A 25,157-nucleotide genomic window follows, 5' to 3' on the forward strand; every position below is an offset into this window, starting at 1 on the left:
TATTCCTCGGTAAGACTGATGCAACTTTGCAAATTAACAGTAATTGTAATATTCAACAAGGTTAAAATAGATCTTATAGTTTAGATAGTTTCAACTAAACTATAGCTACACATTAATATCTTCAACATTTTCAAAATCATCAAATACAAAACGTAACCTAGAATTAGAAAAACATATCATGGCCAGACGACACTATAAATTACCCTCACTTAATACTTTAGCTGCATTTGAAACCTCTGCACGTAATGGTAGTTTTAAGAATGCGGCTAGGGAATTGGGTGTTACACCTGGCGCAGTGAGCCATCAGATTAAAAGTTTGGAACAGGATCTTGGTGTGGTGTTATTTAATCGGCAGCATCGTGGTGTTGAAATTACCCGTGAAGGAAAAAAGCTGTTTTCAGTGTTACAGCAGTCTTTCATGGATATCTCCTCGACCTTAAACGATATAAGAAACGCCGATAAAAGACCGATAGTCACTATCTCTGCTACCACGGCTTTCTCCTCATTGTGGTTGACTCCTAGGCTTACGCAATTTTGGAAAACTTCCGGTGATATTTCTGTTAACCAACACGTCAGTGATATCCAAAACCCATTTGATGAGACACCTGATTTACGAATCGTTTATGGCTTTCGACAGAAGAATAACCCGAGCCTGTCTGCTGAGGTCTTATTCAGAGATGAGTTGATTCCAGTATGCAGCCCAGCCTTTCTGGAAGAACATAAAGATACAAGTATTGAAACATTAGCGACCCTGCCTTTGATTCATTTAAAAGCCCCGGATGATCGGTGGACCACATGGTTTAGCTGGTTTGAGTCGATGGGATATACCGATAAAATCTCAAATACCATTGAGATGAATAATTATATGATTGCCCTGCAAACGGCGAGTGAAGATGCGGGTGTGGTGCTTGGTTGGAAGAACCTATTAGCTCCTATGTTAAACAGAGGAACGCTTGTTCCTTTTGGTGATCATTGCATTCCCGCACCTATGGACTTTTACCTTGTATCTGCACGCGTAGATAGGCTCGATGAGAATGTGCTCCATGTTCGAGAATGCTTATTAGAAAATAACATTCAAAAATAAAATGGACTTAGTCGTCTTTTTGCGAGTTTCTAATATTTATTAGGTGGTCTGAGTTGAATTCAACTCAACTAAAATTGAAATTTTTTACATTGATGAATACAAGATTTCGGGAGTAAGCTGGTCGGATATGCTCGTTACAGTCTCGTTAAATTTTCGTTACGTTATCGAGATATTCTAGAAATATGTTCTATAGGTAAAATTCTATGTCTAATTCAACTACTCACGCAGTCGCTTTCATTAAAAAAGCATCTTTAACCAATATTGATGATGTTCTTAAACCAATTGAAGAAGCGCGAGGATTACCTAACGAACATTACACGTCTAATGAAGTGTATGAAGAAGAAAAACAACAATTAATCTTTAACAACTGGGCAGGACTGGATGTCGGAAATAGCATTCCAAATGCCGGTGATGCAAAGCCAGTAGACTTCTTTGGTATGCCGTTATTAATCATTCGTGATCGCGATGGTTCAATTGGCGTGTTCCAGAATACGTGTCGACATCGCGGTATGATTCTAGTCAAAGAGCCTACTAAAATTCGCGGTGTAATCAGTTGTCCTTACCATGGTTGGTGTTACGGCACTAAAGGTGATTTGCGCGCGACACCCCATGTCGGTGGAGTGGGCGAAAATACCCACGAGAGCATTAAAAATGAAGATCTCGGTCTATTTGCGATTCGTTCACATGTGTGGAAAGACATCATCTTTGTAAATGTCTCAGGTGATGCACCAGAATTTGAAGAGTATGCAGGTGATCTACTAGAGCGCTGGAAAGAGTTTGATCAGCCAATCTATCATGGTGGTGATACATCATCTTTTACAATGGAGCTTAAATGCAATTGGAAGCTCGCTGTTGAAAATTACAGCGAGTCTTATCATCTGCCATTTATACATCCAGATTTAAACAGCTATTCACGCATCGAAGACCATTACAATATCGATGAAGCTGAAGGCTATAGTGGTCAAGGGACAACGGTTTATCAAAGGTTAAAAAGTGATGATGGTAAGACGTTGCCTGAATTCAGCGACCTAAGCAGTAAATGGGATGAAGGCGCGGAGTATGTTACTTTGTTCCCTAATGTGATTTTGGGTATCCATCGCGATCACTTCTTTACTATGTTATTACAGCCATTAGGGCCTCAAGTAACGGTAGAATATACACACCTTTACTACCCAAGTGATCCTAAAGATATGCCAGAGAATGATACTATTTTCGAGCGTAATGCAGGGCTTTGGAAGCAAGTATTCAGCGAAGACATTCAAGTAGTTGAAGGAATGCAAGAAAGCCGTCATGGACAGTTTTTCGATGGTGGAAAATTCTCCCCCGCGCATGATGGGCCAACACACCGCTTTCATACCTGGGTGGCGAAAACATTAAAAGCAAGTCGAGAACAAGAAGTGGCAGTAGCCGGAGTTTAGTCTTTATCTAATAGTGCTTTAGTAACGTTTTATAATGTTCTAATGAAGGTTTAATAAAGTTCCAATAAAGTCTTAAGAACAATTTAATAAAGGTTTAAAAACAGAAATGACCCAAGCGACACCGCAAAAAATGACTGAGCTAACTGCTATCCAAACACACTGGAAAAATTACATCGGTGGTGCCTGGAAGGATTCTGAAACGTCATTAGAAGTCACTGACCCAGCAACGGGGAACGTATTTGCGACAGTTGCATGCGCAACCATTGATGATGTGAATAAAGCAGTAGATATTGCCCGAGCGTGCGCAGATTCTGGTGAACTCACCAAAGACAGACCCGCAACAAGAGTGGCGCTACTATTACGTATTGCTGAAAATATTCGTGAGATCACCGAAGAAGGCGCCAAGCTTCTCGTCAAAGAAAACGGTAAATCACTCGCCGATGCGAAAACCGAATTCGATACCGCTGCGCGATACTTTGAATATTACGCAGGTATGGCAGATAAGATCGAAGGCAAATCAATTCCCTTAGGCGATGATTACATCGATTACACCATTTACGAAGCTGTTGGAGTTTCCGCCCAAATCGTACCATGGAATTTCCCCGTCGATATCTGTGCGCGTTCACTCGCACCCGCTTTAGCGGCAGGTAATGCAGTTATCGTTAAGTCACCAGAAATCACCCCATTAGCGATAACCATGCTTGCAACTGCTTGCCAACAAGCAGATTTACCAGATGGTGCGTTAAGTATCCTTTGTGGTGTCGGCTCCGAAGTTGGTGCAGCATTGGTAGCACACCCTAAGGTTGACCAAGTCGTATTCACCGGCTCAGTGCCAACAGGAAAACATATTCTAAAAGGTGCGGCTGATAATGCTACTCCTTGTATTATGGAACTTGGCGGAAAATCAGCAGCGGTAGTTTTCAACGATGCCGATAGAAAACAATTTATTGATAGCGTCGCCTGGGGGGTTTTCTTTAATGCAGGACAAGTCTGTTCTGCCATGTCGCGTATCTTAGTAGAGCGAGACATCTATGAAGAGCTGATTGAAGAAGTATCAGCACTCGCGCAATCGGTCAAACCAAACTCGGGTGAACAGGTAGAGCTCACACCCGTGATCTCAGAAGACCAACGCCAACAAATATTGGAAATGTGCGATACAGCAGTAGAGCAGGGCGCTCGACTCGTCACAGGCGGTAAAGCATTAGCCGATCGCGATGGTTTCTATATCGAGCCAACCGTATTTGCAGATGTTACACCCGATATGAATATCTTTCAGGAAGAAGTCTTCGGCCCAGTGATTGTTATCACTCCATTTGATAGTGAAGAACAAGCCTATGAGCTCGCCAACGCAACCGACTTTGGTTTGGTCGCAGGTGTTTTCACCAATAATTTATCCAGAACCATGCGGGCTACTCGTGCGTTAAAAGCCGGTCAGGTATTTGTCAATGAATGGTATGCAGGTGGCATCGAAACTCCATTTGGTGGCGTAAAAATGTCAGGCTTTGGTCGTGAAAAAGGACAAGAAGCTTTGTATAGTTATGTGAATACTAAGAATGTAGCCATTCGCGTTAGTTAGAAGGCTTTAAATTTCTTGTTGGATAACTTGTTCCATATCGGATTAGTCGCTCTACTGTACGAGTAGAGTGCATATAGCGAAGGCATTGAGATGAACCATCCAATGCCAATATTAAAATAATAATCCGAATCAGTCATGTCTGCTCTTAAATCTATATCAGTGATGTAGAAATAGAAGAAACCATAAAACACGCTTAATATTAAAACAGTAAACCAGAAATCAGGTTTATAAATTGGCTTAAAAAAAACAAAGCCATAGAGTCCTACCGTTGCAGCAATTAAATTAACAAGATCAAGAATTTCAGCGATGCCTGCTTTTGGTTCAAGGATTAACGAAGATGAGCTTAAAATGTAAAGTGAAGTAAAAACAAAGAAGTAGATCTTCCACCATATTGAACGCTTAAATTCATTGTCGTCTTTATTAAAAAGGTTCGATTCGGGTGGTTGAAAAGGGTTATCTTTCATTTGTTCGTCATGGATTATGTTTAAGTACTGCAAAGGTAATCGACTAAACCTCTTATTGATAGTCTTTTTCGAGTCTTAATAGTCACCCCCCACCTTTAAGGCATATTTTTCATTAATACTTGATCTGGAAAAGCATCTGCCATAAGTTACGTTCTCACAAAATTCATCAGTCTGATTATAAATATGCTTAAGAAACTTATTGTATTAATTCTATTATTTCCTGCTTTAAGCTTGGCGGCTCCTGCGCCTGAAAACATTATGGCGAAACACTGTCTTGACGCTTATCAAACCAAATATAAAAAGTTAAAAAAGCATAAGGCATTTGTTTATGCGAGAGAGGAGGAAACAGGTAAGGATAGATGTCAGTGGCACCACGGTAGTAAAGATGTGGATACGGCTAAAAAAGAAGCGCTTAAGTCGTGTGCAAAACATCAATTAAATGCGGAATGTTTTGTGGTTGATGCGGATGATGAGTATATAGTGAAAGAGGGTAACTACTCACTGATTACGCCAGCAGATAAAACACCACTGAGCAAAGAACAGAAAGCAGCTTTAATGGCTGAAGCAAAAACACTGATACTCGGTAACTGTCTCGCGTTTTATGAAACGTTTCTGAAAGATATAGAGCATCGTGTTTTTACCTACAGCCTGGATGCTGATGGGAAGTATGCCTGCGGTAAAAGCTTCGGCGGTAATTTACAGACGGTTAAACAAAGCGCGCTCACAGCGTGTAAAAGAAACAAAGCGAAACGTGGTAAGAATGCGCCAAAAAGTGACTGTAAAGTCTATTCAACAAACAAAGAAATTCTTCTCAGTGCAAGTGATTTTGGTATCAACATTACCCCTAAATCGGATAAGTACCTGAGCAGTGAGGAATATACTCGCTATCTTAATCAAGCCAGAGAAATTGTGAATGAAGGGCCGTGTTTGTTTCAGTTTAAATACTATTTACGCGGTAGCCAACATCAAGCGTTTTATCTTGCGAATGATAAGCAAGGTAAGCAAGCCTGTGGTCGTGCAGAAGGTGCCTTCTCACCAGAATTAGCTAACGAAGAAGCCTTAAAAAAGTGTCAGGCGAACGTAAAAAAGAAGAAACTAAAAGCCAGTTGTAAGCTCTACGCCAAAAACTTTGAGATAGTGGGTAAGCCGGAAGATTTCGGGATCGTGATGGGCGTTGAAGATTATAAAAAAGCGATCTTCAAAGGTAACTTGGTAAAGATTAAGCAGTATGTAGAAACAGGCTCAGACGTTAACCTCACAGCCAAAGATGGTATGAGTCCTATATTCATTGCGGCTGCTAAAGGTGATGAAGATTTCTTTCTAATGCTCGTAGATAAAGGGGCCAATCTACAACATAAAGCGAATGATGAGAGCAATCTTCTGCTTGCTGCAACGCTTGGTGAAAATCCTAATATTATTCGTTTTTTACTCGGTAAAGGGCTTGATATAAATGCCAAAGGTGCGGAAGGAAACACGCCTTTGCATGCGGCATTTAAAGTGTATAACAAGTATCTCATTGGTCTATTAATGCAAGAAGGTGCTGATGCAAGCATTAAGAATGACGACGGTAAAACGGGTAACGATCTAGCTAAAAAGATGAAAGTTAATCTCGATAACCTAAAAACGTTGGATATCAACCGTATTGATGATGGCTGCACACCTGTTTTCGATGCCGCCAAATATGGTGATGTTATTGGCATCCAGAAACTAGCTGCATTAAAAGCCGATATGAATGTAGTCTGTAAATATGGCATGTCATCATTATCCATTGCCAAAAACAATGAAAGGTTTATAAAAGAATTGCTTAAGTTAGGCGCTGACGTAAACGCACAGGATGAAGACGATGAAACACCTCTGATGAATGCAGCCAGTCACGGGATGAAAGATGCATTGAGTAAATCAAAGCTATTGCTGTCATTAGGTGCTGATAAATCCATTAAAGATAAAACCGGAAAAACAGCCTATCAAAGAATCAAAGATAAAAAGACCGCCAGCGATGAATTGAAGGAATTATTGAAATAAAATGATAACAAATAAACAAAAAATCACAGTATTAGATGGCGGCATGGGTCAGGAATTACTCAAGCGTAGCAAAGGGGAAGTGACGCCACTTTGGTCAACGCAGGTGATGATTGATGAGCCTGAAATCGTTCGTGATCTACATATCGATTTTATCCGGGCTGGAGCACGAGTTATTGTTTTGAATGCCTATACTATGACCCCGGAAAGACTCGCTAGAGATGGCATTATTGAAGATTTTGAGGCTTTACAATTGGCTGCCATTAACGCCGCCACGAGTGCCTGGGACATAGCAGCAATTCCGGGTGTGAAAATAGCGGGATGTTTACCACCTTTAGTGGCAAGTTATCACGCTGAAGTTGCGCCTGATTATGAAGATATGCTGGTTAGTTACGGTAAAATAGTGGCCGTTCAAGCACCGCATGTAGATATGTTTTTATGTGAAACCTTATCGTCTATCGCAGAAGCTAAAGCAGCTTTGATTGCTGCTAAGAAAAGTGGTTTACCGGTTTGGGTGTCTTTGACCATTCAGGATAATGATCTCGGTTTATTGCGAAGTGGCGAAAAGCTTAGTGATGCAGTAGCAATGCTGGATGAAAATGGTGCTGACGCAAAGTTTCTCAATTGTAGTAAACCAGAATTTATAACAGCAGCTTTGCCAATTCTTGATACAGGGAAAGGTCCTATTGGTGCTTACGCCAACGGATTTACCTCAATCGATAGCTTAAAACCCGGAGGCGTTGTTACATCTCTGGAATCTCGTTCTGATCTTGGTCCCGAAGCTTATGCAGAATTTGCCTTAGAATGGGCAAAGCAAGGCGTAGAGATTATTGGCGGATGCTGTGAAGTAGGGCCAGAGCATATTGCTGTTATGGCTAAACGTTTAGCTGAAGAAGGTTATTCTGTATAGCTAATTACTATTCGGTGATCATCTTCAATTTTTGTTTGTTAACCTTGCTTTGTTAGAGCTTTGTTAACGCTTTGATAAGGTCACCTCCCAACTTTGAATGATATTACGTTTTAGTTTTATTAAAACGTAAATAGAATTTATGCTTCGCGAAGGGCTTTTTTTAAAGGTACGAAAACTTCTCAAATATAATCTGTTGTTTGGGAATGCCTGCCGACCTAAGTATTTCAACGGCTGAATCAAGCATCACGGGTGGTCCGCAGAGCAGGTATAACCAGTTCTCTGGGTTTGGCATATCCAGCGATCCTTTTATGACAGCTTCATCCAGAAAACCAGTAGAACCTTTCCAATCCTGCGGAGGGTCTGAGAGTACATAATTTACATCCAGATTTAATTTATTGGATGCTTCCTGCAGTTCATCTTTAAAGGCAATCTGGCTTTCGATACGATTGCCATATAAGAGCTTCACTGGTCGTTTATCTTTATCGTGAGTCATTTGCCTGATGATACTCATCATCGGTGCGACACCTATGCCACCGGCCAGCATAACGATTCCGTCGAACTTCTGATCATCGATAATGAAATAGCCGTGTGGGCCATCAAGATAAGCATTTTGGCCTTTGATAATATTGCCGATATTTCGAGTGAAATCACCTGATTCTTTAATCGTAAAACGAATTTGCGGAAGATCAGAAGGAGCTGAGCTAATCGAGAATGGATGCTCGGTTAGATTGATTGGATCTTTTTGTAATTTTAGCCAGGCAAACTGTCCCGCTTTAAAGTGAAAAGGATGGTTGTTCTGACTATCCGCTTCAATCGTAATATGCCAGGTTTTCAGAGATGCAGGTGTAACACTCACGACATTATATAAACGCTTTTTTTGTAGCATTGGGAGTATTAGGTACGTACGAATTAACGTTAGTGATGCTATTGCGATTAAACCAAACCAGAAAACTTTCAGCATAACGGCTTCACTATAACGACCTGCTACGAGTACATGATGCAAACTGGCGGCTACCAACACCAGTGCCGCCAAACCATGTAAACCGCGCCACGATTCATAGCGATAAGGAAGTTGATCTCTAAACAACGCTAGCACAACGAATACAGGTAGAAATACCCAGGCAAACATCCCCGTGATAAATGCAGAAAGAGGAAGGTTAAGGGAGAGCTGACCCGTTGCATCCCAAGGCAATTCTTTGTTAATAGGCAATGTGTAAAAATAGGGGTGTAGCAGGATTAATCCGGTTAACACAATCGCCATTAATTGATGCATACGCATCGTTTTATCTATTCCGATCTTTCCTGAAATGGTACGAAAACGTCCGGAAAGTAAAAAGCTCATTAACATCCAGGTGAAACCGATCAGACCAAAAGCAGATGCAAATTCATTTGGGAATTCACGAAATGGCTTGTGTTGAAAATATGCCAACAAAAGAGGTAAAGCAGACACGAGTAGATAAAGAACAAGCAATAGTTGTGGATTTAATCCATCTAGTTTAGTTGTTTGTGGTGAATGCTTTTTATTGCTCATGTTATATAAAATAACTCTTTTAGAATATTTTTGCAGACGTTTGTTATTTAGGCTTACGAATCATATTCTCAACCTCACTCACTTAGTCGATAGTTTCTGTAAAAAGAAAGTCACCCCCCTACTTATAGGCATTTTTTACAGCCACTTTAATCTAATAGGAAATATCAACTCATCGACTGATAACTCACCAAATCTATATCTGCAGCCAGTTCACGATTTGGTACTAAGGCTTGATACGCATCAGATTGAATCCAGCTATCTAACGCTTGTTGGTTGGGAAATTTGATGATGACGTTATCTGTGTGTGTTTTATTGCTATAACCATCGATTGTAAAATCAGTAAGCTTTTCACCTCGGAAGACAAGTGTGCCTTCCCAGGGAGCTAGCGTTTCAGGAACCTTGCTTTTATATTCCGCCCATTTAATTTCATCTTTAACGGTGATATTGCCGATGATATAAGCTTCTTGCATAAGTAGATCCTTGAAATTTTGGTTGAGCAGAAAACGTATAAACAATATTTACTTAAGCTGCCTGACTGATGTTTTTAACGTTATTGATACGACTATAGCCTAATAAAAACAAACCGATAACAACAAAGAATATCAAATGCAGTACGAGTTTTGCATCGAAGTTAAAGTTTAACGGAGGCAAACCAGCCAGTGATGGGATACCGTTGCTGGTGATTAATCTAACGATTAACTGATTAGCAGGACCTGCGATAACTGTTGTAAACCAACCCAAAGCAAATATCTGTAAAGCGAATGTGAGTAATTTTTTGCTAGTTGTATTGCTAATAATGTTACTAAAGTGCAGCGCTAAACCAGTGGCAATACCATAACCAACAGATACCAATAAATGTGCTACCCATGCAATCACAAGCGCTGTTGAAGGTCCTATGTCGCTAAGTTTCGTGTAAGCGGCTGCGTGTCGACCAGTCAGTGGCGACATTCCAAAAAGGGGTTGTATGTAGATAAACAGAACGCCAACGATAAAGCCGCTGAGGGTGCCGATTAGTAGAGTGTTTTTCATGTTCATCAAGTATTCCAGATTAATATAGTTAGCGATAATGGGATTAATTACGGGGAATATAATCATTTAGATGTGTTACTCCTTGATTCATTTGGGCTTATTCTTTTTTTGAAAAGCAATGCTATCTAATCAACTCTTAATTACTTAAAATACGCATCTCAAAAAAATAAGGAAAGTCCAAAATGGAACTCGATACTCGTCAACTATCTGATATAAAAAGAAATAGTGAATATTTGCGTCACGGAACAGACGTTGATACCTTAAAAAAGAGCATCGAAAGCATCGGCCTAATCAATCCACTCACGATTAATAAAGATAACGAGTTACTAGCAGGTTCTCGACGCTTTCAGGCGGTCACAGAATTGGGCTGGAAAGAAGTCGATGTGCATGTGGTAGATCGTGATTTATTACAACAGGAATTAATTTCTATCGATGAAAACCTGGTACGTGAGCCATTGAATCGATTAGAATTAGAGAAATGTTTGAATCGAGGCCGTGAGATTTACGAACAGTTAAATCCGAATGCGATCAAAATTGATGTCTCTAATGAATCATTAAATCCTGAGAATAAACTTAAAGAAAAAGAACAGGAAAAAGTTGATAACGATTCTTTTGCGGCGATTACTTCAGAAAAGACCGGCTTATCAAAATCAGTGATTAAAAGTGCCATCAAACGCGATGAGCTGGCAGCAGATTCGGTAAAAAAAGCGCGCAGTCAGGGTGAATTAAATGCCAGCCAGACGAATGAAATTATCCAGTTAAATAAAGAGCTGCAAGAAAAAGTCTTACCTTTAATCGCGGATAAAACCGTGAAAGAAGCAAAGCAGATAATCAAAGCGGTAAAGCAGGGCGGTATTGAAGCAGCTATTCAGGAAAACGAAAACTTCGTGCCATTACCGAAAGAATACACATTGCTCAAAAGCCCCATCAAACGCGTGAATAAAAACCTATCACGAATTTTGGTAGAAGGTTTGAAATACGATGGACCAGAGAAAGAGCAAATCAACAAAGAGTTGTTTCAACTGAAAGATAATCTGGTGAATTACTTTAAGATGCTCGAAGAGGATTAAACAACTCACTAGAGAAGTGGATAAATTCACACCCCCCTACTTATAGGGTGTTTTTTATCTCTGGAATGTTGATCAAGATAAATCTCCAAAGCATTTCAAACATCACCTTTTCCGTTGCTGATTCTTCTAAAGCTTCACAGATGATATCAATGTCAGTATCAGCGAGTAGTTGGGTGATTTCCACGTAGCTTGACTCTGGTATTTCAGGGAATCAATCAGATAGATTTGATCGGTTTCCTGAAATAATCCAGAGCTCTACAGCTCCACCCAAACATTCGAATTCATGGGTGCAATCAAGATAATCATCAATATTTAAGGGTTTAGAAGAGGGTACTATTAATCTTCTTCAAGTTTTCCACGTTGAAAGTGCTTATCAACCCCCTTTAATACGGCCATAAAATCCTTTAGTATGTAATCACCTCAAAAATAAATAATAACAAGGGTGCTTGATTACCATATAAATTTAAATTGCGAGGATATAATGCCAAATAAACCGGTTCATCCAACGAACGAGGGTAAAAGAACTCAGGGTAAGCAAAAAGCCTTACCTGATCAATTTTTATATGCTCGTAAAGGCCCTTGGCCACAACCTTCACCATCCCATCCTTTGCTTTGTGCAGATGAAGTATTAAACATCCCACCTATTGAAACATTGATGTTCAATGCAACCATTGGCGAGCGCTACCTAACTGCACGTGTGGCGTTTCCACCTGTGGCGGCTATGTATGCCGTTTCGGTTGAAAAATGGGCAGGTCCAGATGATGTGCGCTTTAACAAAATCATGTTTGATTCAGTGTATACACGCTTTTTAAAACCATTAGTTGAAAACGAACACAAGGAGCTAATCAAACATGTTAGCGATTGTGGAAACTATGAAAAACTATGGAAATATGATTTTACCGCGATGGATAAGGTTGAACCCATCGACAATACATATTGTGCCGCGACGGTTTTATACCTTGGTGAAAAAAGTGATGGTTCGCGTGAATCTATCTGCATTAAAGTCAATCAAGTCTATATTCTTCCTAAAGATCCAGCCTGGATGATTGGTAAAATATATGTATTACAGGGGGCCGCCTATCATGTGTTGTTTGTAGTTCATCCCTCATTGCATTTTCCTATGGATGCGGTGAATGCGATAACGAAATCCTCTGTTGCGATTGCTCATCCATTGTTTCAGGCTCTGCATCCTCATACTGCTTACTCGCTAGCATTGGATAATGCGGTTCTTGAAAGTGCTGAATCTGTAGTCAATAACAATGCTCAGGGAACACGATTTGATCCTTTGACGGGTAATGCCTATAACCTTAAGCTGTTATTTGGTGCAGGTTATACAGGACTATCCGATGAGCAATATACCAACGGATACCCTGCATTTAATTACATGAAACCATCAATGTATTATTCTGATCCGGCGATGGCCGAATATAGTTTTGACTCCGACTATGGGCGCTGGCTAGCAGATTATTACAATTCGGCATTTTTGCCATTTGCCCAAAAGATCGCGGATCACATCTTAAAAGATAACAGCCTGACAGATTACCGAACGCGTTGGGCGCGTTACAATCACACCCATGTACTTGGTTTTCCATCTGAACATGAAATTCATGATCGAGATGTATTTGCTGCAGCAATAGCAGTCTTTATGTGGGACACCAGCGTTTCACACGGCGGAGACCATTATAGTTTTGCCTATGATGTTGAAGTGGTTGAAAAATGCTTACGTATAAGAATTCCACCGCCACAGTCTTCACAAGATTCCCCCACTATTGAAGGTAACTTGTTTACGGGTGATGATATGGCGAGAGCGTCAATCTGTCAGAATATGTTTTTTGAGCCTAGTGTGATCAAACCGTCACTAGCTGAAACGCTTTATGCATTCACCTCTGCTGAATTACAACTAGCAGTCAAACAATTTCATATTGATCTGCGGAATGTTGATAAAACAGCAGGCTGTAAATTAATGCCATTAATTGCACGTAACAAGGAAGAGTGTGGTGAAAATGCGCCTTGTGTTTCTTATAAAAACACGATTCCACAAAGTATTCAGTATTAATTGCCAATGTTTGTACTGAAGATTCCCAAATATATAAAAATGATAGGCAAGGGTTAACGTGGAATTACCAGGATATCAAGTTGGTGAAATAATTTCGAAAACTGGTCATGAAATAATATTCAAAGGTAAAACTGAATCCGGGGCTTCGGTAAGAATTAAAGTCCCCACAGCAGAAGGGCTGGATGCTTCCAGGGGCGCTGCTTATCGGCGCTCATTTAAGCTGGCAAATAAGATAGAGGACGACGTTGTTGTCGATCATCTTGAGTTTCTTGATAATGAGAATACTCCCGTTTTAATTCTTGAAAGTTATTATGGTCAAATTCTAGAATCCGCAATTCCTACAAACGGCTTTAGATTAGAGTCATTAATAGAAATTTCTCTGGGTTTAGCCAAAAAACTCAGCAAACTGCATGCTTCTAATATTCTTCACAATGGTGTTAAACCGGCCAATGTGATCATTGATTTGGAATCACAAAATGTTCGTTTTTCGAATCTTGAAGAAGCGACACATTTTGGCCGCAATGCAAATCCTATTACTACCTCAGTAAGGCTAGAAGAGATGCTTGCATATGCACCACCCGAACGTTGTGGACGCATTGAAAGTCATATAGACGATCGTTCAGACCTATATAGTCTGGGTATAACGCTGTTTCAGTTAGCTAGTGGCGAACTGCCTTTTATAGTTTTGGATAAAGGTGCTTTGGCCTATGCTCATATCGCACATGCTCCCAAGGAGTTAAAGCAAATAAGGCCAGATTTACCTGATGTCTTTTCTCAAATTGTATCCAGATTACTCGAAAAAAATCCGGAAGACAGATATGTGAGTGCTATTGGATTAGTAAGGGATCTAGAAAAATGTTCTTCTGAAATTCAGCGAACGGGTACTGTACGACAATTTCAAATTGCGCAAAATGATGTGCCTTCGCATTTTAGAATTCCGGATAAATTATATGGACGAGAAGTGGAGTTTGAGCGATTGGTAGATGCTTTTGGTTCCTGTTGCCTTGGTAAGCGAACTCTGGTTTCCGTCACAGGTATTAGTGGGGTGGGTAAAACCTCATTAGTTAATGCTCTGCAAAAACATATTCTCAATAATAACGGGTTTTATGCATCAGGAAAGTTTGATCAGTTTCAACTTGAACAACCCTATTTGGCGTTGATTCAGGTAGCACGATTGATGGTAAAGAAGTTGTTATCTGAACCTGAAGATAAACTTCTGCTGATTAAAAGTTCTTTACAAGATGCATTGGGTGCCCAGGGTAGATTGTTGACGGATGTGTTGCCCGAGTTAGAGATAATTATTGGACCACAACCTGACTATGAGGAGGTACCACATCGAGATGCAGCAAGACGATTTCATGGCGTGGTTGCGCGTTTTATAAGCGTATTTGCAACAGCTGAAACGCCTTTAGTGGTTTTTATTGATGACCTGCAATGGGCAGATATTGCCTCTTATAATTTACTTCACGCTTTGGCTATTCGTCCAGAGTTAAACTATCTGATGTTTGTGTTTGGTTATCGTGCCAATGAGGTCGGTGTAGGGCATCCAGTAATAGAAATGATGTCAGCATTTAAAGCATCTGCGGTGGTTAGTCATGAGATTGAAATAGGAGCACTGTCAGAGCTAAATATTTCTACAATGCTGTCGGAGACGCTTCATAGCAAAGTGACTAAAGTGAGTGCCTTGGGTGGTTATCTACACAAAGTGGCTACTGGAAATATTTTTTTCGTACGAGAATTTTTACAGGCATTGTATGAGCGTGATTTTTTTAAGTTTAATCGTGAAAAAAACCTATGGGAATGGGATTTACAAGCGCTTAATAATCAGGCAATACCCGATAATGTAGCGGAACTTCTCACTTACAGGTTGGCAGAATTACCGACAACGTGTTTAGATATATTGGATACAGCTTCGTGTGTGGGCAACGAATTTGATTTACATACACTTTCTAGCGTTCATGAAATATCTCCTGAATTAGTTGCACAACAAATGGCTCCTGCAGTGGAGAACGGTTTAGTAGTTCCATTAACGTCTGTGCAGTGGGTGCTTGACTCACTAAAAGAATCCAATGTTGATAAAAATACTAATAAAGATTTTGACAGTGGTGTTGATAAAGATGAAATAGAATCAATTTCTACTCCGAAATTTCGCTTTCAGCATGACCAAGTGCATGAAAAAGTTCATGATCGTCTTGATGATGCTCGGCGAATAAAACGCCATATGATGATTGGTGAGTTGTTGTTAAAAAACCTTTCAGAAGAAGAGCTACATTCACGTGCTGTAAACGTGTTTAGTCATCTCGCTTATTGTGTTCAGGTAGAACAAGACGAAACGAAAAGAAAAACCTATGCGCATCTTGGCCTGGTCGCAGGAAGAAATGCTTATCAGCGCTTAGCTTTTAGCGCAGCACGGACTCAATTAAAAGTTGCTGTTGAACTTCTGCCAGAAAATTCATGGAAAACGGATTATCGATTAACCTTAGGCATATATATGCTGAGTGCAGAATGTGCTTTTGCACTTGAGAAAAAATCTGAATTTGAAAATATTTCTAGCCTGATTCTGGATAATGTCACATCAGCAATTGATGCTGCACGTACTCAGGGTTTAAGAATTCGTCTACTTTCAACAGAATTGAAATACGATGATGCTGTAGACATGACTATACAGGTAGTTAAATCTCTTGGAATGAATACCCCAAGGAAACCCAATCTTGGACATGTTTTATCTGGTGTAAGCAAAGTGCTTATTGCCCAGCGTGGTCGAGATCCCGCAGTATTTGAAAATCTTCCGGACATGTCCAACAAGGAGATGATAGAGGCTGTCAATGTATTAACACAGGCATCCTCAGCTGCCTATTTTTCTGAACCCAATTTACTCCCATTGATTGGCATTATATCTACTCGCTGTTCGATAAAATATGGCTTAACGGCTTCCTCTTCTTATGGTTTTGCCGTATGGGCACTGATACTTTGTGGCGTCCTAGGGCGTATTGATATGGGTTATAGGTTTGGTAATCTCGCTATGAATATCGGTAAACGATATGGCGGTGTGGATGAGTCCAGAGGTCGTTTTGTGGTGAATTGTTTCATCAAACACTGGAAGGACCCACTGAAAGATGTTTGTGGCTACTTGTATAATGACTGGGGATTGAATAAAGACGCCGGAGATGAAGAGAGCGCGGTGTATTGTATCGGCGTTTTGTTGTACACAGAGTTTTTTGCTGGAAACTCACTGGATGCAGATCAGAAATACAAACAAGCAGTACAGTATTTGCTCAAGAGTAATAAGCACCATGTGAAATATTCTTTTCTCGCCTGGGTGCAGCTTTATGAATTATTACGCGCGCCACAACTTGCTGAAGATTTAAGTGGCGAGTGGTTCAATCTTGAAGAAAAGCTGCCAGAGTTTGAGCAGAGTAAGAATGGGGTACAGATTGCAATCAGCCAGATCGCTGCCGGAATACTGGATTTTTATGCAGAACGATATGAGCGTGCTGCTAGCCGTTTTGAAATTGCGGCAGCGAATGAGGATAAAATAGTTGCACAGGTTCTTATCCCCGGTTTAGCCTTTTTTCGAGCGTTAAATGCTTATCGAATGTTTGCCATTCAGTCTCATAAAAAGTGGCTTAAAATAGCCAGAAAGCAAACAACCAGAATCAGGAAATGGGCAAAATTCTCCCCAGTTAATCTTGATCACCGTCTGTCATTATTAAAGGCAGAGGAGTTATTGGTTCGGGGAAAAACAGCCGATACAGTTATGGAGCTTCATAAGGCCTATGAGCAGGCAACGTATGAAGGAAAGATGTACCAGGCGCTGGCGGCAAAGCGTCTGGGAGAAATATTGTTTAGCGCAGGAAGTAAATCACAGGCTGATTTGATGAACATAAATGCGGATACGCATTTTAAGGAATGGGGCGCTGTAGCTTTGACCAGCGCTGCTCCTTTTAATAGCCTAAAAACATCTGATGTGAATAAGCTAGCGGGGTCAAGCCTGGAGAGTTCTTATAGCTTTGATAGTCATGACTTGCATAGCTTATTAAGAGCTATGGGTGCTATATCAAGTGAGATTAATCGGGAAACACTACTCAAAAAATTAATGACGTCACTGATACAGTCGGCGAGTGCAGACCGTGGTGTATTGATCATAATGAATAATGCAGAAAAACCGATGGTTGAAATTGATACACGTTTTGATGGTGAATGGGTGAACCCTCGTGTGGCATTGGAAGATTTTCATCAAGTAGCGCGTCCAATCATTGATTATGCGATGCGCACTAGCAGGATGGTGGTAGTCAATGATGCACAAAACGATGATCGTCTCGCTAATGATCCTTATTTTAAAAATGAGCAAGTGCGCGCCGTATTGGCATCTACTATCAAGATACAAGGCCGAATGATTGGTTTAATCTATTTAGAAAACAGTGTTGCCAGGGGGGCGTTTAATAAACACAGGGTTCAGATGATAGAAGCCTTGGCAGCTCAGGCAGGTATCGCACTAGAAAACGCGAAACTATATAGCGGTATGCAAAAAGCGCTTGAACAACAAAAAGAATTGAATGACGCTAATAGGCGCTTTGTGCCAGAAGAAATTATCACAAGCCTAGGTTACAAAAGTATTGTTGACGTGAACCTTAATGAAGCGATTGAACGTGATATGAATATTGTATTCGTTGACCTTCGATCTTTCACATCCATATCGCTGGAAATTGGCGCGAAGAAAACCATAGATATGATCAATCGATATCTGTCCCATATTCAGCCAAGTATTCTTGCACATAATGGGTTTGTTGGAAATTATATGGGTGATGCGGTACTAGCAGTCTTTCCAGGCGATGCAGACAATTCGCTACACGGGGCTATTACTATGTCCAGAGGGTTGATGGGATATAACCGTGATCGGGGTGACTTTCCAAAACTGGACTTTGGAATCGGCATACACAGCGGCCTCGTTACACTGGGTATGATAGGAGATGTCGATCATATTCAGTGTGGTGTTATCGGAGACAGTGTGAATGCGTCATCAAGAATAGAAGGACTTACAACCTTTTACGGGACTACAGCGATAATTAGCCAGACAACTTATGATCGATTGATTGCGCCCGACCGATTTGCCTTAAGACCGTTAGGACAAGTGGAGTTGGAGGGTAGATCAGAAATAATACGAATCTATGAATTGTTGGACCTTTACCCCGACAGCATTCAAGAAAAAATTCAGTCAACTCAGGAAGAATTTAAACAGGCGCTTAATTCATATACACAAGGAGACTGGCAACAGGCTCACAAGTTATTCATGGAATTAATTAAAAAATGCCCTGAGGATCAAGTCAGTTACCATTATGCTGAACGCTGTAAATCACGAATATCTATTGGATTTGACTGGGATGGAATAGAAAAACCCGGGAAAATTCATTAAAAGCGAATTTATAAAAATAACGCTTTTAGAATTTGTGAAACGTTATTTTTATCATTTTTTATCATTTTTTATCATTTTTTATCATTTGAAAAATATTTTATCGTGCTATTTAGCTAATTCTTTTAATGCTGTTATAGCTTCATCAGCCTTTTCTGATTGCACAAAGATATGGTCATGGTAAAAAGCCGCGACTACATTCGCACTTATATTATAAGCGGTTAGTTTAGCTGCAACGGCTGCTGTTAAACCAACTGCTTCAAGGCTGGAATGCACCGTTAAAGTGATCTGTTTGTATTTCCCTTCATAGGGGATATTGGCTTTTTCTGCAGTTTCTACAGCGAGAATAAGCGTTAAACCTTCTGCTTCGATATAGGTCGCCAGTGGGTTTAAATGAACATAGTCTGCGAGTTCGCCTCCGACGGTACAAAATGCATATTCACCCCCTCTGATTTCTGGCGACATAGATTTTAATAGTTCTTCGATTTCGACGATTCCTGTCATGGTATTTTCCTTATATTACTAATATTAACCAAGTAGGTTTTAAGGCTGTTTGAGGTTAACCAGAAAACTTGGATCGCCTTCCAATAGGCCTGTTGCGAGTGTTGTTTCGTAATTGGGAAATGTTTTAGTGCACCAGTTTAAAATAGCCATTTTGGTAAAGAATGCGCGACGCGTTTCGTAAGAAAAATTTATATCGTTTTTATGATTGCTATTATTATCGATAAAATAACTCACATCAATATTGGCTATTTGAAATGATGGATTGTTGCTCTGGCTGTCATCAAACTGTTTGAAATCCCAATCCCCTGACTGTTGTTTTTCTTCCTGAGAATTGTTTTTATCAGTGTCAGGCGCTTCTGCATGATAGTAGATATGCATGCCTTCAAATACTGCTTCACGATCGAAAAAGTCGATAATAATCTGATCTCTTGGATGGGCCAGAATCGCGTTAGCGAGTGCTTCGAAGTCTTGTTCGGTTTGCCAGAATGCAGAGAGACGACAGCTGATAACGACATTTCTGGTGAGCGTGTCTTTTAGAATTGAACTGATATCACCTTGTGTCACGCTGTGAATATCAGGGTAGCGTTCTTCTGTACGTTGTGTAACGACTGCAGATTTATCAACAAATTGTAGTTCGCTTGCAGTCGCCAAGTAGGCTGCGGTTTCCGGAAATCCACAGAAAATAACAGGAGCTTGATGATCTGTAAGCTCAAACGCAATGCGTTCTGCAATATCTTTAGGGTTGTGAAAAGTGCGGTAGATAATATCCCAATCGATATCTTCTGAGTACTTGCCTACTGGTTTGATTGCTTGATGATTGTCGGTCATAAATATGGAGTAAAAAAGGCCTTAAAGTAGGGGGGTGAGTACTATTTTAACCCGTAAGACTATCGATTACATGCCTAAGATTATTTGATACGTTTTTATCGCCTGCAAATTTCAGAATCAATGGTTTGTCAGTCTTCACGGTTTGTTTGAAAGGTGCTACCAGGTCACCATTTTTCAACGGCGCTTCCAGCAATGATAGATGCCCCATTAATATCCCCGCACCGTTCTTTGTTTCTTCTGCTGCAATACTAAATAGCGAGTAACTTGGTCCGTTTTTGGGGATTGTCAGATCTGGCGCTGCTTTGTTAAGCCAGTTAGTCCAGTCATCTGGCCATAGCACATCATACAAACAGGTTTCATTGAGTAGGTCAGCCGGTGTTTTTAAACGTTTCGCTATTTCAGGTGAGCAAACAGGAAGGATGGTATCTTCTTCGAGAATGATTTGCTTGTTGTTATTGATGTCATTGATGTTGTTAGCGTTGTTGTCTGTATTAGCCGCTTCAAAAAACAAACTGATATCAAACATTTCCCGGTTTAAATTAGGTGGGGTTTCCAAAGCAGTAATCGAGATATTGATATGTGGAAACGCACGACGAATCGCAGGTAAACGCGGCGATAACCACAGTTGTGCAATGCTCGGTAAAGCTGCGATATTAATCGTAGTGACGGTCGTTTTAGTGCGTAACAATCTAACTGCGTCACCCAAGGCATCAAACGCGCTAGTGAAATCTGCGATGACTTCTGCACCTACATCAGTAAGCACCACACCTTGAGAGCGGCGTTCAAACAACTTCGCGCCAGCCCAATCTTCCAGTGTTTTTATATGCTGCGAAATCGCGCCCGATGTCACACACAATTCTTCTGCGGCGTTATTGAATCCACCCAAACGTGCAGCTGCTTCAAAAGCGCGTAATGCATTCAGCGGTGGACCTTTCGGTCGGGGCGGTGAAACTGGCAAGGTCTAAACCCTCATGAAATGTTTATAGCGTATTGTTATATGGAAAGTAGCTTATGTTGCAGATATGTAAAGCAATAATATGAAATATATTAGGGCTAGTTTTTCTATGCCAAAGTTTAGTAATTCTGAGTTGCGCGAATTAGCTGGCGTGGCGCATCATCTATCTGGTTCTGAATGACAAAATCGATATACAAATAACCATCTATAAATACATTAGACACACGCATTAAACAGACGGAGAATATTATGACCTTAAACAAAAGAAACTGGGTGCCAGAGCATAGCGAAGCCTTGGTACAAGCTATTGCAAAGCGTACGAGCAAAGAAGATTCAAATACCGTTTTTGATCATATCGAGTCTTTGACGAAAAAGAACGCCGATATTCATGAGCGTGAATGTTTCAATCTGAATCCTGCGTCTAATGTGATGAACCCTAAAGCGGAAGCGTTCCATGCGAAAGGTTTGGGTTCACGTGCATCACTGGGTTACCCCGGTGATAAATACGAAATGGGACTTGAGGCGATAGAAGAAATCGAAGTCATCGCCGCGGAATTGTGTTGCGAAATCTTTGACGCAGATTACGCTGAAGTACGTGTCCCTTCTGGCGCAATCGCGAACATCTATGGTTTCATGGCGACCTGTAAAGCAGGTGATACGATTATTGCACCACCGGCATCAATTGCGGGTCATGTGACACATCACAGTGATGGTTGCGCAGGCCTTTATGGTTTGAATACGGTTTATGCACCAGTAAACGAAGATGGCTATACCGTTGATATCAAAACATTGCGTGAACTAGCAAAAGAAGTAAAACCCAAATTAATTACCATCGGTAGTAGTTTAAATTTATTCGAACATCCCGTTAGAGAAGTGCGAGAGATAGCCGATGAAGTAGGCGCGAAGTTGATGTTCGATGCAGCGCATCAGTGCGGCATTATCGCTGGTAAGGCATGGAAGAACCCGTTAACAGAAGGCGCACATTTCATGACACTGAGCACCTATAAAAGTCTGGGCGGTCCAGCTGGTGGCATTATCGTGTCCAATGATAAAGAAATCGTAGAAAGATTGGATGCAATTGCCTATCCGGGAATGACGGCCAACTTCGATGCCGCAAAAACCGCTGCACTCGCTGTAAACATGCTGGATTGGCGCGAACATGGCGAAGCCTATGCACAAGAGATGATCGCGGTCGCACAAGCCTTTGCAAAAGCGCTAGATGCTGAAGGTATTTCTATTTACGCTAAAGACAAAGGATTTACCAAATCTCATCAATTCGCGATTATCGCGAAAGAGTTTGGTGGCGGTCAGACAGCAGCTAAAAAACTTCGTAAAGCCGGTTTCCTCGCGAGCGGAATCGGGCTACCAATTGAACCTGTAGAAGGTGATATGAATGGACTGCGTTTTGGTACACCAGAATTAGTACGTTGGGGGGTGACCGTCGACCGTATTGGAGAAATTGCCAGTTTGATTGTGCGTGCATTGCGCTCTGATAACCCTGAAGAAATAGCACCTGAAACGGCGAAGCTGAGAAAAGAGTTTGATCGTGTGCATTTTGTGAATGATTAAAACCAATATATAAAAAAACGTCTGAATACACGCCAATATCTAGTATCGCCTATCGGCGAGCTAGCTCTAAGCTTTAGCATACATGAGTTGACCATTTCTAAAAACGAAATGGCAAGCTCATGGTAAGTAGGGGGGTGTCAAACCTCTCAATGTAATTAGGTCACCCCCCTACTTATAGCCACTTTTTTTCTGCTTTATCTGTTTTAGGTTCTAAACGCTCTTTCATTTGTTCAAAGGTTTTGCCCAAAAGTAAGTCTGTTACCATCAGGATCAGCGACTGAAAATTCTTTCATTCCCCAGGTCTGTTCGACAGGCTGCATGGTAATTCCCGTTTTGTCTTTGACCGTTAAACCGTTATTCGTAAACCTTTTATAAACCTCATCCAGATTTGTGACGTTTACATAAATCACATTACCAAATATGCCATCGCCCGCGTGTTGTGATAGATGAACCCGATCACCGTCCCTTTCTAAAAACGGATACATCGACATAAACGAAGTTGGATCAGGATCGGGTGCTTGTAGAATGTTGAAGTCAAAAACTTCAGTATTAAAGGGTAGGGAGACGGTTATATCGCTGCATCTTATAAAGGGTTGTATTGACATTAAACTGTTCCTTTTCAGCTTTCTTAAAAGTTATTCTGCTCTGGTGTCATCGAAGTTTAACAATTTATATGTGCTGCGATCCGTATTTTTATGACGGATTTTTTTCGGTCGTCTTTGATAAAAATCAACCATCTGTTTTATAGATTGATACGATGTAAACATACCATTTTACATGTATATTAATAATCCCTAATATAGGTTTTAACAGCTACCAAGCTGGAAAAGAAAATCGAAATTTTATCGGTTTTCATTCAAACAAACGTAAATTGAAACCTAATAATAGAAAGGAAAATATCATGGAAAATACAATCGAAAAAATTAACGAAGAAGTGGTTACATTCCCACAATTGAATAAACCAGCACCTGCTTTTGAAGCAAAGACTACGCACGGTGTTAAAAAGCTTTCTGACTACAAAGGTCGTTGGTTAGTATTATTCTCTCACCCAGCAGATTTCACACCTGTTTGTACTACTGAATTCATGGCTTTTGCGAATCACCACGAAGAGTTCTTGGCAGAAGGTGCAGACTTACTTGGTTTGTCTATCGACAGCTATTACAGCCACGTTGCATGGGTACGTAATATTAAGGAAAAATTTGGTGTAGACATCAACTTCCCAATCATCGAAGATCTTTCAATGAATGTTGCGAAAGCTTACGGAATGATTCACCCGGGTGCTGCGGATACGTCAGCGGTAAGAGCAACTTTCATTATTGATCCTGATGGAATCTTACGTGCGATGGTTTACTACCCAATGACAAATGGCCGTTCAATTCCTGAGTTCTTGCGAGTGATTAGAGCGCTTAAGGCGTCTGACGAAAACCAAATCGCAACGCCAGAAGGATGGCAGCCAGGTGATAAGGTTATCGTACCTCCACCACAGGATGCAGCAGCTGCCGAAGCACGAATGAGCGAAGGTTATGAGTGTACGGATTGGTACTACTGTACAAAAGAGTTGTAATTAATAGTTACTAAGTTCAACCAAAGCCCGAACGACTGTTCGGGCTTTGTTATTTTGGGTGATAGATTATTGGATCTATTCATCATTTTATTATCATCAATATCATCGCTTTTTGTTCTTCAAGGTGGTTTTAATCATCTTACCGAAGTCTTTATCCTTCTTTCTTTTATCGGAATAAGACATGTCATTGAACGCTGATTCGCTTTTCATTTTTTGATAGTTTTTATAGCGTTGTTCAGACAGTTCATCAGTGGCTAACGCAGCTAAAATGGAGCAGCCTTTTTCTTTGGTGTGAGAACAGTTGCTAAATTTACAGTGTTGCATTAGCTCAATAATTTCAGAGAAAGTTTCGTCAAGACCACTATCTACTGACATATTACCGAGTTCCCTCATGCCGGGAGTATCAATAATCATAGCGCCATTTTCTAGCTGCAACAGTTCGCGGCTGGTGGTTGTATGTCTGCCTTTACTTTGTTTTTTGCTAACGGTTTGGGTTACTAATTTAGTACTGCCTAGAATGCTATTGAGTAGCGTAGTTTTTCCGACACCCGAAGAGCCTAGCAGGCAATAAGTAGATCCTGAGATTAATAAATCCCGGACCTTATCCAGGTTTTCTCTGGTCTCATTACTAAATGCAATTACCGTGATTTCAGGGTAGGTGGTCAATATGCTGGTCGTTAATTCTTCAATTTCGGATTGAGGGAGTAGGTCACTTTTACTTAACAGAATCACGGGTGTAATTCCGCTTTGATTAATCATCACCAGATAACGTTCTAGACGACTCAAATTAAAGTTTTCATTGGCAGATTGAACGATAAATGCGGTATCAATATTCGCCGCAATTAATTGAAATTCTACCAGCTTTCCGGCGGTTTTTCGTTTTAATAAAGTTTTTCTAGGTAATAAGCCATGGATGATTGCATGCTTATCATCATCGTAAAAATCAGCATAAACCCAGTCACCAATGGTTGGTAAATCGGTTGCCGATTCCACGCTGTAATGAAGATTACCAGAAAGCTCGGCAAACACTTCCTGTTTGCCATTACTAATCATGAAGCTATCTTTGTGAACTGAAACAACACGGGCTAGTTCATGTGTAGCTAGCTTGTTTTGATCAATATGACTTTGAAACCAGTCACTCAGGCCAATTTTTTTTAAGGTATCCATCGG

The 25,157-nt window shown here is 40.6% G+C and carries 20 protein-coding genes; 10 read left to right on the top strand and 10 right to left on the bottom strand.

Translation table 11 applies throughout. The annotated features are described in order from the left end of the window. Window positions 1–178 precede the first annotated feature (178 nt). The 3 genes from Q1A31_RS07400 to Q1A31_RS07410 all read left to right on the top strand — a co-directional run bounded on the left by Q1A31_RS07400 (window position 179) and on the right by Q1A31_RS07410 (window position 4,078). Window positions 179–1,084, top strand: coding sequence for a LysR substrate-binding domain-containing protein (locus tag Q1A31_RS07400; RefSeq protein ID WP_299874536.1), 906 nt, complete (start codon window positions 179–181; stop codon window positions 1,082–1,084). 203 nt (window positions 1,085–1,287) lie between these two features. Beyond that, entirely contained in the window at window positions 1,288–2,502 is a 1,215-nt protein-coding gene (locus Q1A31_RS07405) for an aromatic ring-hydroxylating dioxygenase subunit alpha (protein WP_299874539.1), read from the top strand. Between the two features lie 106 nt (window positions 2,503–2,608). Further along, window positions 2,609–4,078 carry an aldehyde dehydrogenase family protein gene (locus Q1A31_RS07410; RefSeq protein ID WP_299874542.1) on the top strand — a complete coding sequence of 490 codons (1,470 nt, stop codon included), beginning with the start codon at window positions 2,609–2,611 and terminating at the stop codon, window positions 4,076–4,078. Here the strand turns inward: Q1A31_RS07410 and Q1A31_RS07415 are convergent. Next, window positions 4,075–4,542 carry a hypothetical protein gene (locus Q1A31_RS07415; RefSeq protein ID WP_299874545.1) on the bottom strand — a complete coding sequence of 156 codons (468 nt, stop codon included), beginning with the start codon at window positions 4,540–4,542 and terminating at the stop codon, window positions 4,075–4,077. The two genes, Q1A31_RS07410 and Q1A31_RS07415, sit on opposite strands and share 4 nt — an antisense overlap. 183 nt (window positions 4,543–4,725) lie before the next feature. Between Q1A31_RS07415 and Q1A31_RS07420 the strand changes: the two genes are divergently transcribed. Together Q1A31_RS07420 and Q1A31_RS07425 are read left to right on the top strand one after the other, a co-directional pair. Then, window positions 4,726–6,564, top strand: coding sequence for an ankyrin repeat domain-containing protein (locus Q1A31_RS07420; protein WP_299874547.1), 1,839 nt, complete (start codon window positions 4,726–4,728; stop codon window positions 6,562–6,564). A gap of 1 nt (window position 6,565) precedes the next feature. Then, the gene (locus Q1A31_RS07425; protein WP_299874550.1) at window positions 6,566–7,471 is read left to right on the top strand and encodes a homocysteine S-methyltransferase family protein; all 906 of its coding nucleotides are present in this window, start codon (window positions 6,566–6,568) and stop codon (window positions 7,469–7,471) included. 160 nt (window positions 7,472–7,631) lie between these two features. Here the strand turns inward: Q1A31_RS07425 and Q1A31_RS07430 are convergent, their stop codons facing one another. The 3 genes from Q1A31_RS07430 to Q1A31_RS07440 form a co-directional block, all read right to left on the bottom strand. Continuing rightward, window positions 7,632–9,002 (bottom strand): ferredoxin reductase family protein, encoded by a 1,371-nt coding sequence (locus Q1A31_RS07430; protein WP_299874553.1) that lies wholly within the window; start codon window positions 9,000–9,002, stop codon window positions 7,632–7,634. A gap of 164 nt (window positions 9,003–9,166) precedes the next feature. Then, window positions 9,167–9,472: a DUF1330 domain-containing protein gene (locus tag Q1A31_RS07435; RefSeq protein WP_299874556.1), complete on the bottom strand. Its 306-nt coding sequence runs from the start codon at window positions 9,470–9,472 to the stop codon at window positions 9,167–9,169. A 52-nt stretch (window positions 9,473–9,524) separates the two neighbouring features. Continuing rightward, the gene (locus Q1A31_RS07440; RefSeq protein WP_299874559.1) at window positions 9,525–10,097 is read right to left on the bottom strand and encodes a hypothetical protein; all 573 of its coding nucleotides are present in this window, start codon (window positions 10,095–10,097) and stop codon (window positions 9,525–9,527) included. A 116-nt stretch (window positions 10,098–10,213) separates the two neighbouring features. On the opposite strand from Q1A31_RS07440, the gene Q1A31_RS07445 reads away from it, so the two are divergent. Next, window positions 10,214–11,101, top strand: a complete 888-nt coding sequence (locus tag Q1A31_RS07445) for a ParB/RepB/Spo0J family partition protein (RefSeq protein ID WP_299874561.1) — start codon at window positions 10,214–10,216, stop codon at window positions 11,099–11,101. A 40-nt stretch (window positions 11,102–11,141) separates the two neighbouring features. On the opposite strand, the gene Q1A31_RS07450 is transcribed toward Q1A31_RS07445, so the two are convergent. Further along, entirely contained in the window at window positions 11,142–11,285 is a 144-nt protein-coding gene (locus tag Q1A31_RS07450) for a hypothetical protein (protein WP_299874564.1), read from the bottom strand. A 297-nt stretch (window positions 11,286–11,582) separates the two neighbouring features. On the opposite strand from Q1A31_RS07450, the gene Q1A31_RS07455 reads away from it, so the two are divergent. Beyond that, window positions 11,583–13,157: a hypothetical protein gene (locus Q1A31_RS07455; protein WP_299874567.1), complete on the top strand. Its 1,575-nt coding sequence runs from the start codon at window positions 11,583–11,585 to the stop codon at window positions 13,155–13,157. Between the two features lie 58 nt (window positions 13,158–13,215). Continuing rightward, the gene (locus Q1A31_RS07460; RefSeq protein ID WP_299874570.1) at window positions 13,216–18,570 is read left to right on the top strand and encodes an AAA family ATPase; all 5,355 of its coding nucleotides are present in this window, start codon (window positions 13,216–13,218) and stop codon (window positions 18,568–18,570) included. A 105-nt stretch (window positions 18,571–18,675) separates the two neighbouring features. Here the strand turns inward: Q1A31_RS07460 and Q1A31_RS07465 are convergent, their stop codons facing one another. The 3 genes from Q1A31_RS07465 to Q1A31_RS07475 are packed head-to-tail and all read right to left on the bottom strand — an operon-like array spanning window position 18,676 to window position 20,857. Further along, complete coding sequence (locus tag Q1A31_RS07465) at window positions 18,676–19,071, bottom strand: ACT domain-containing protein (protein ID WP_299874573.1); 396 nt, start codon at window positions 19,069–19,071, stop codon at window positions 18,676–18,678. Window positions 19,072–19,110: 39 nt separating this feature from the next. Then, window positions 19,111–19,899 (bottom strand): hypothetical protein, encoded by a 789-nt coding sequence (locus Q1A31_RS07470; RefSeq protein ID WP_299874577.1) that lies wholly within the window; start codon window positions 19,897–19,899, stop codon window positions 19,111–19,113. 46 nt (window positions 19,900–19,945) lie between these two features. Continuing rightward, the gene (locus Q1A31_RS07475) at window positions 19,946–20,857 is read right to left on the bottom strand and encodes a LysR family transcriptional regulator (RefSeq protein ID WP_299874579.1); all 912 of its coding nucleotides are present in this window, start codon (window positions 20,855–20,857) and stop codon (window positions 19,946–19,948) included. Between the two features lie 246 nt (window positions 20,858–21,103). On the opposite strand from Q1A31_RS07475, the gene glyA reads away from it, so the two are divergent. After that, window positions 21,104–22,423: a serine hydroxymethyltransferase gene (glyA, locus tag Q1A31_RS07480; protein WP_299874582.1), complete on the top strand. Its 1,320-nt coding sequence runs from the start codon at window positions 21,104–21,106 to the stop codon at window positions 22,421–22,423. A 230-nt stretch (window positions 22,424–22,653) separates the two neighbouring features. Here glyA and Q1A31_RS07485 read toward each other — a convergent pair whose 3' ends face one another. Further along, window positions 22,654–23,028 (bottom strand): glyoxalase superfamily protein, encoded by a 375-nt coding sequence (locus tag Q1A31_RS07485; protein ID WP_299874585.1) that lies wholly within the window; start codon window positions 23,026–23,028, stop codon window positions 22,654–22,656. A gap of 296 nt (window positions 23,029–23,324) precedes the next feature. Between Q1A31_RS07485 and Q1A31_RS07490 the strand changes: the two genes are divergently transcribed. Continuing rightward, entirely contained in the window at window positions 23,325–23,987 is a 663-nt protein-coding gene (locus Q1A31_RS07490) for a peroxiredoxin (RefSeq protein ID WP_299874588.1), read from the top strand. A gap of 102 nt (window positions 23,988–24,089) precedes the next feature. On the opposite strand, the gene rsgA is transcribed toward Q1A31_RS07490, so the two are convergent. Then, complete coding sequence (rsgA, locus tag Q1A31_RS07495) at window positions 24,090–25,154, bottom strand: ribosome small subunit-dependent GTPase A (protein WP_299874590.1); 1,065 nt, start codon at window positions 25,152–25,154, stop codon at window positions 24,090–24,092. Between the last annotated feature and the right edge of the window lie 3 nt (window positions 25,155–25,157).

The sequence above is a fragment of the uncultured Cocleimonas sp. genome (genome assembly GCF_947495625.1).
Lineage (GTDB): Bacteria > Pseudomonadota > Gammaproteobacteria > Thiotrichales > Thiotrichaceae > Cocleimonas.

What these genes read in the sequence shown, in the direction of transcription:
- Q1A31_RS07400 (WP_299874536.1), top strand. Translation starts at nt 179, where the DNA reads ATGGCCAGACGACACTATAAATTACCCTCACTTAATACTTTAGCTGCA.
- Q1A31_RS07405 (WP_299874539.1), top strand. Translation starts at nt 1,288, where the DNA reads ATGTCTAATTCAACTACTCACGCAGTCGCTTTCATTAAAAAAGCATCT.
- Q1A31_RS07410 (WP_299874542.1), top strand. Translation starts at nt 2,609, where the DNA reads ATGACCCAAGCGACACCGCAAAAAATGACTGAGCTAACTGCTATCCAA.
- Q1A31_RS07415 (WP_299874545.1), bottom strand. Translation starts at nt 4,542, where the DNA reads ATGAAAGATAACCCTTTTCAACCACCCGAATCGAACCTTTTTAATAAA.
- Q1A31_RS07420 (WP_299874547.1), top strand. Translation starts at nt 4,726, where the DNA reads ATGCTTAAGAAACTTATTGTATTAATTCTATTATTTCCTGCTTTAAGC.
- Q1A31_RS07425 (WP_299874550.1), top strand. Translation starts at nt 6,566, where the DNA reads ATGATAACAAATAAACAAAAAATCACAGTATTAGATGGCGGCATGGGT.
- Q1A31_RS07430 (WP_299874553.1), bottom strand. Translation starts at nt 9,002, where the DNA reads ATGAGCAATAAAAAGCATTCACCACAAACAACTAAACTAGATGGATTA.
- Q1A31_RS07435 (WP_299874556.1), bottom strand. Translation starts at nt 9,472, where the DNA reads ATGCAAGAAGCTTATATCATCGGCAATATCACCGTTAAAGATGAAATT.
- Q1A31_RS07440 (WP_299874559.1), bottom strand. Translation starts at nt 10,097, where the DNA reads ATGATTATATTCCCCGTAATTAATCCCATTATCGCTAACTATATTAAT.
- Q1A31_RS07445 (WP_299874561.1), top strand. Translation starts at nt 10,214, where the DNA reads ATGGAACTCGATACTCGTCAACTATCTGATATAAAAAGAAATAGTGAA.
- Q1A31_RS07455 (WP_299874567.1), top strand. Translation starts at nt 11,583, where the DNA reads ATGCCAAATAAACCGGTTCATCCAACGAACGAGGGTAAAAGAACTCAG.
- Q1A31_RS07465 (WP_299874573.1), bottom strand. Translation starts at nt 19,071, where the DNA reads ATGACAGGAATCGTCGAAATCGAAGAACTATTAAAATCTATGTCGCCA.
- Q1A31_RS07470 (WP_299874577.1), bottom strand. Translation starts at nt 19,899, where the DNA reads ATGACCGACAATCATCAAGCAATCAAACCAGTAGGCAAGTACTCAGAA.
- glyA (WP_299874582.1), top strand. Translation starts at nt 21,104, where the DNA reads ATGACCTTAAACAAAAGAAACTGGGTGCCAGAGCATAGCGAAGCCTTG.
- Q1A31_RS07485 (WP_299874585.1), bottom strand. Translation starts at nt 23,028, where the DNA reads ATGTCAATACAACCCTTTATAAGATGCAGCGATATAACCGTCTCCCTA.
- Q1A31_RS07490 (WP_299874588.1), top strand. Translation starts at nt 23,325, where the DNA reads ATGGAAAATACAATCGAAAAAATTAACGAAGAAGTGGTTACATTCCCA.
- rsgA (WP_299874590.1), bottom strand. Translation starts at nt 25,154, where the DNA reads ATGGATACCTTAAAAAAAATTGGCCTGAGTGACTGGTTTCAAAGTCAT.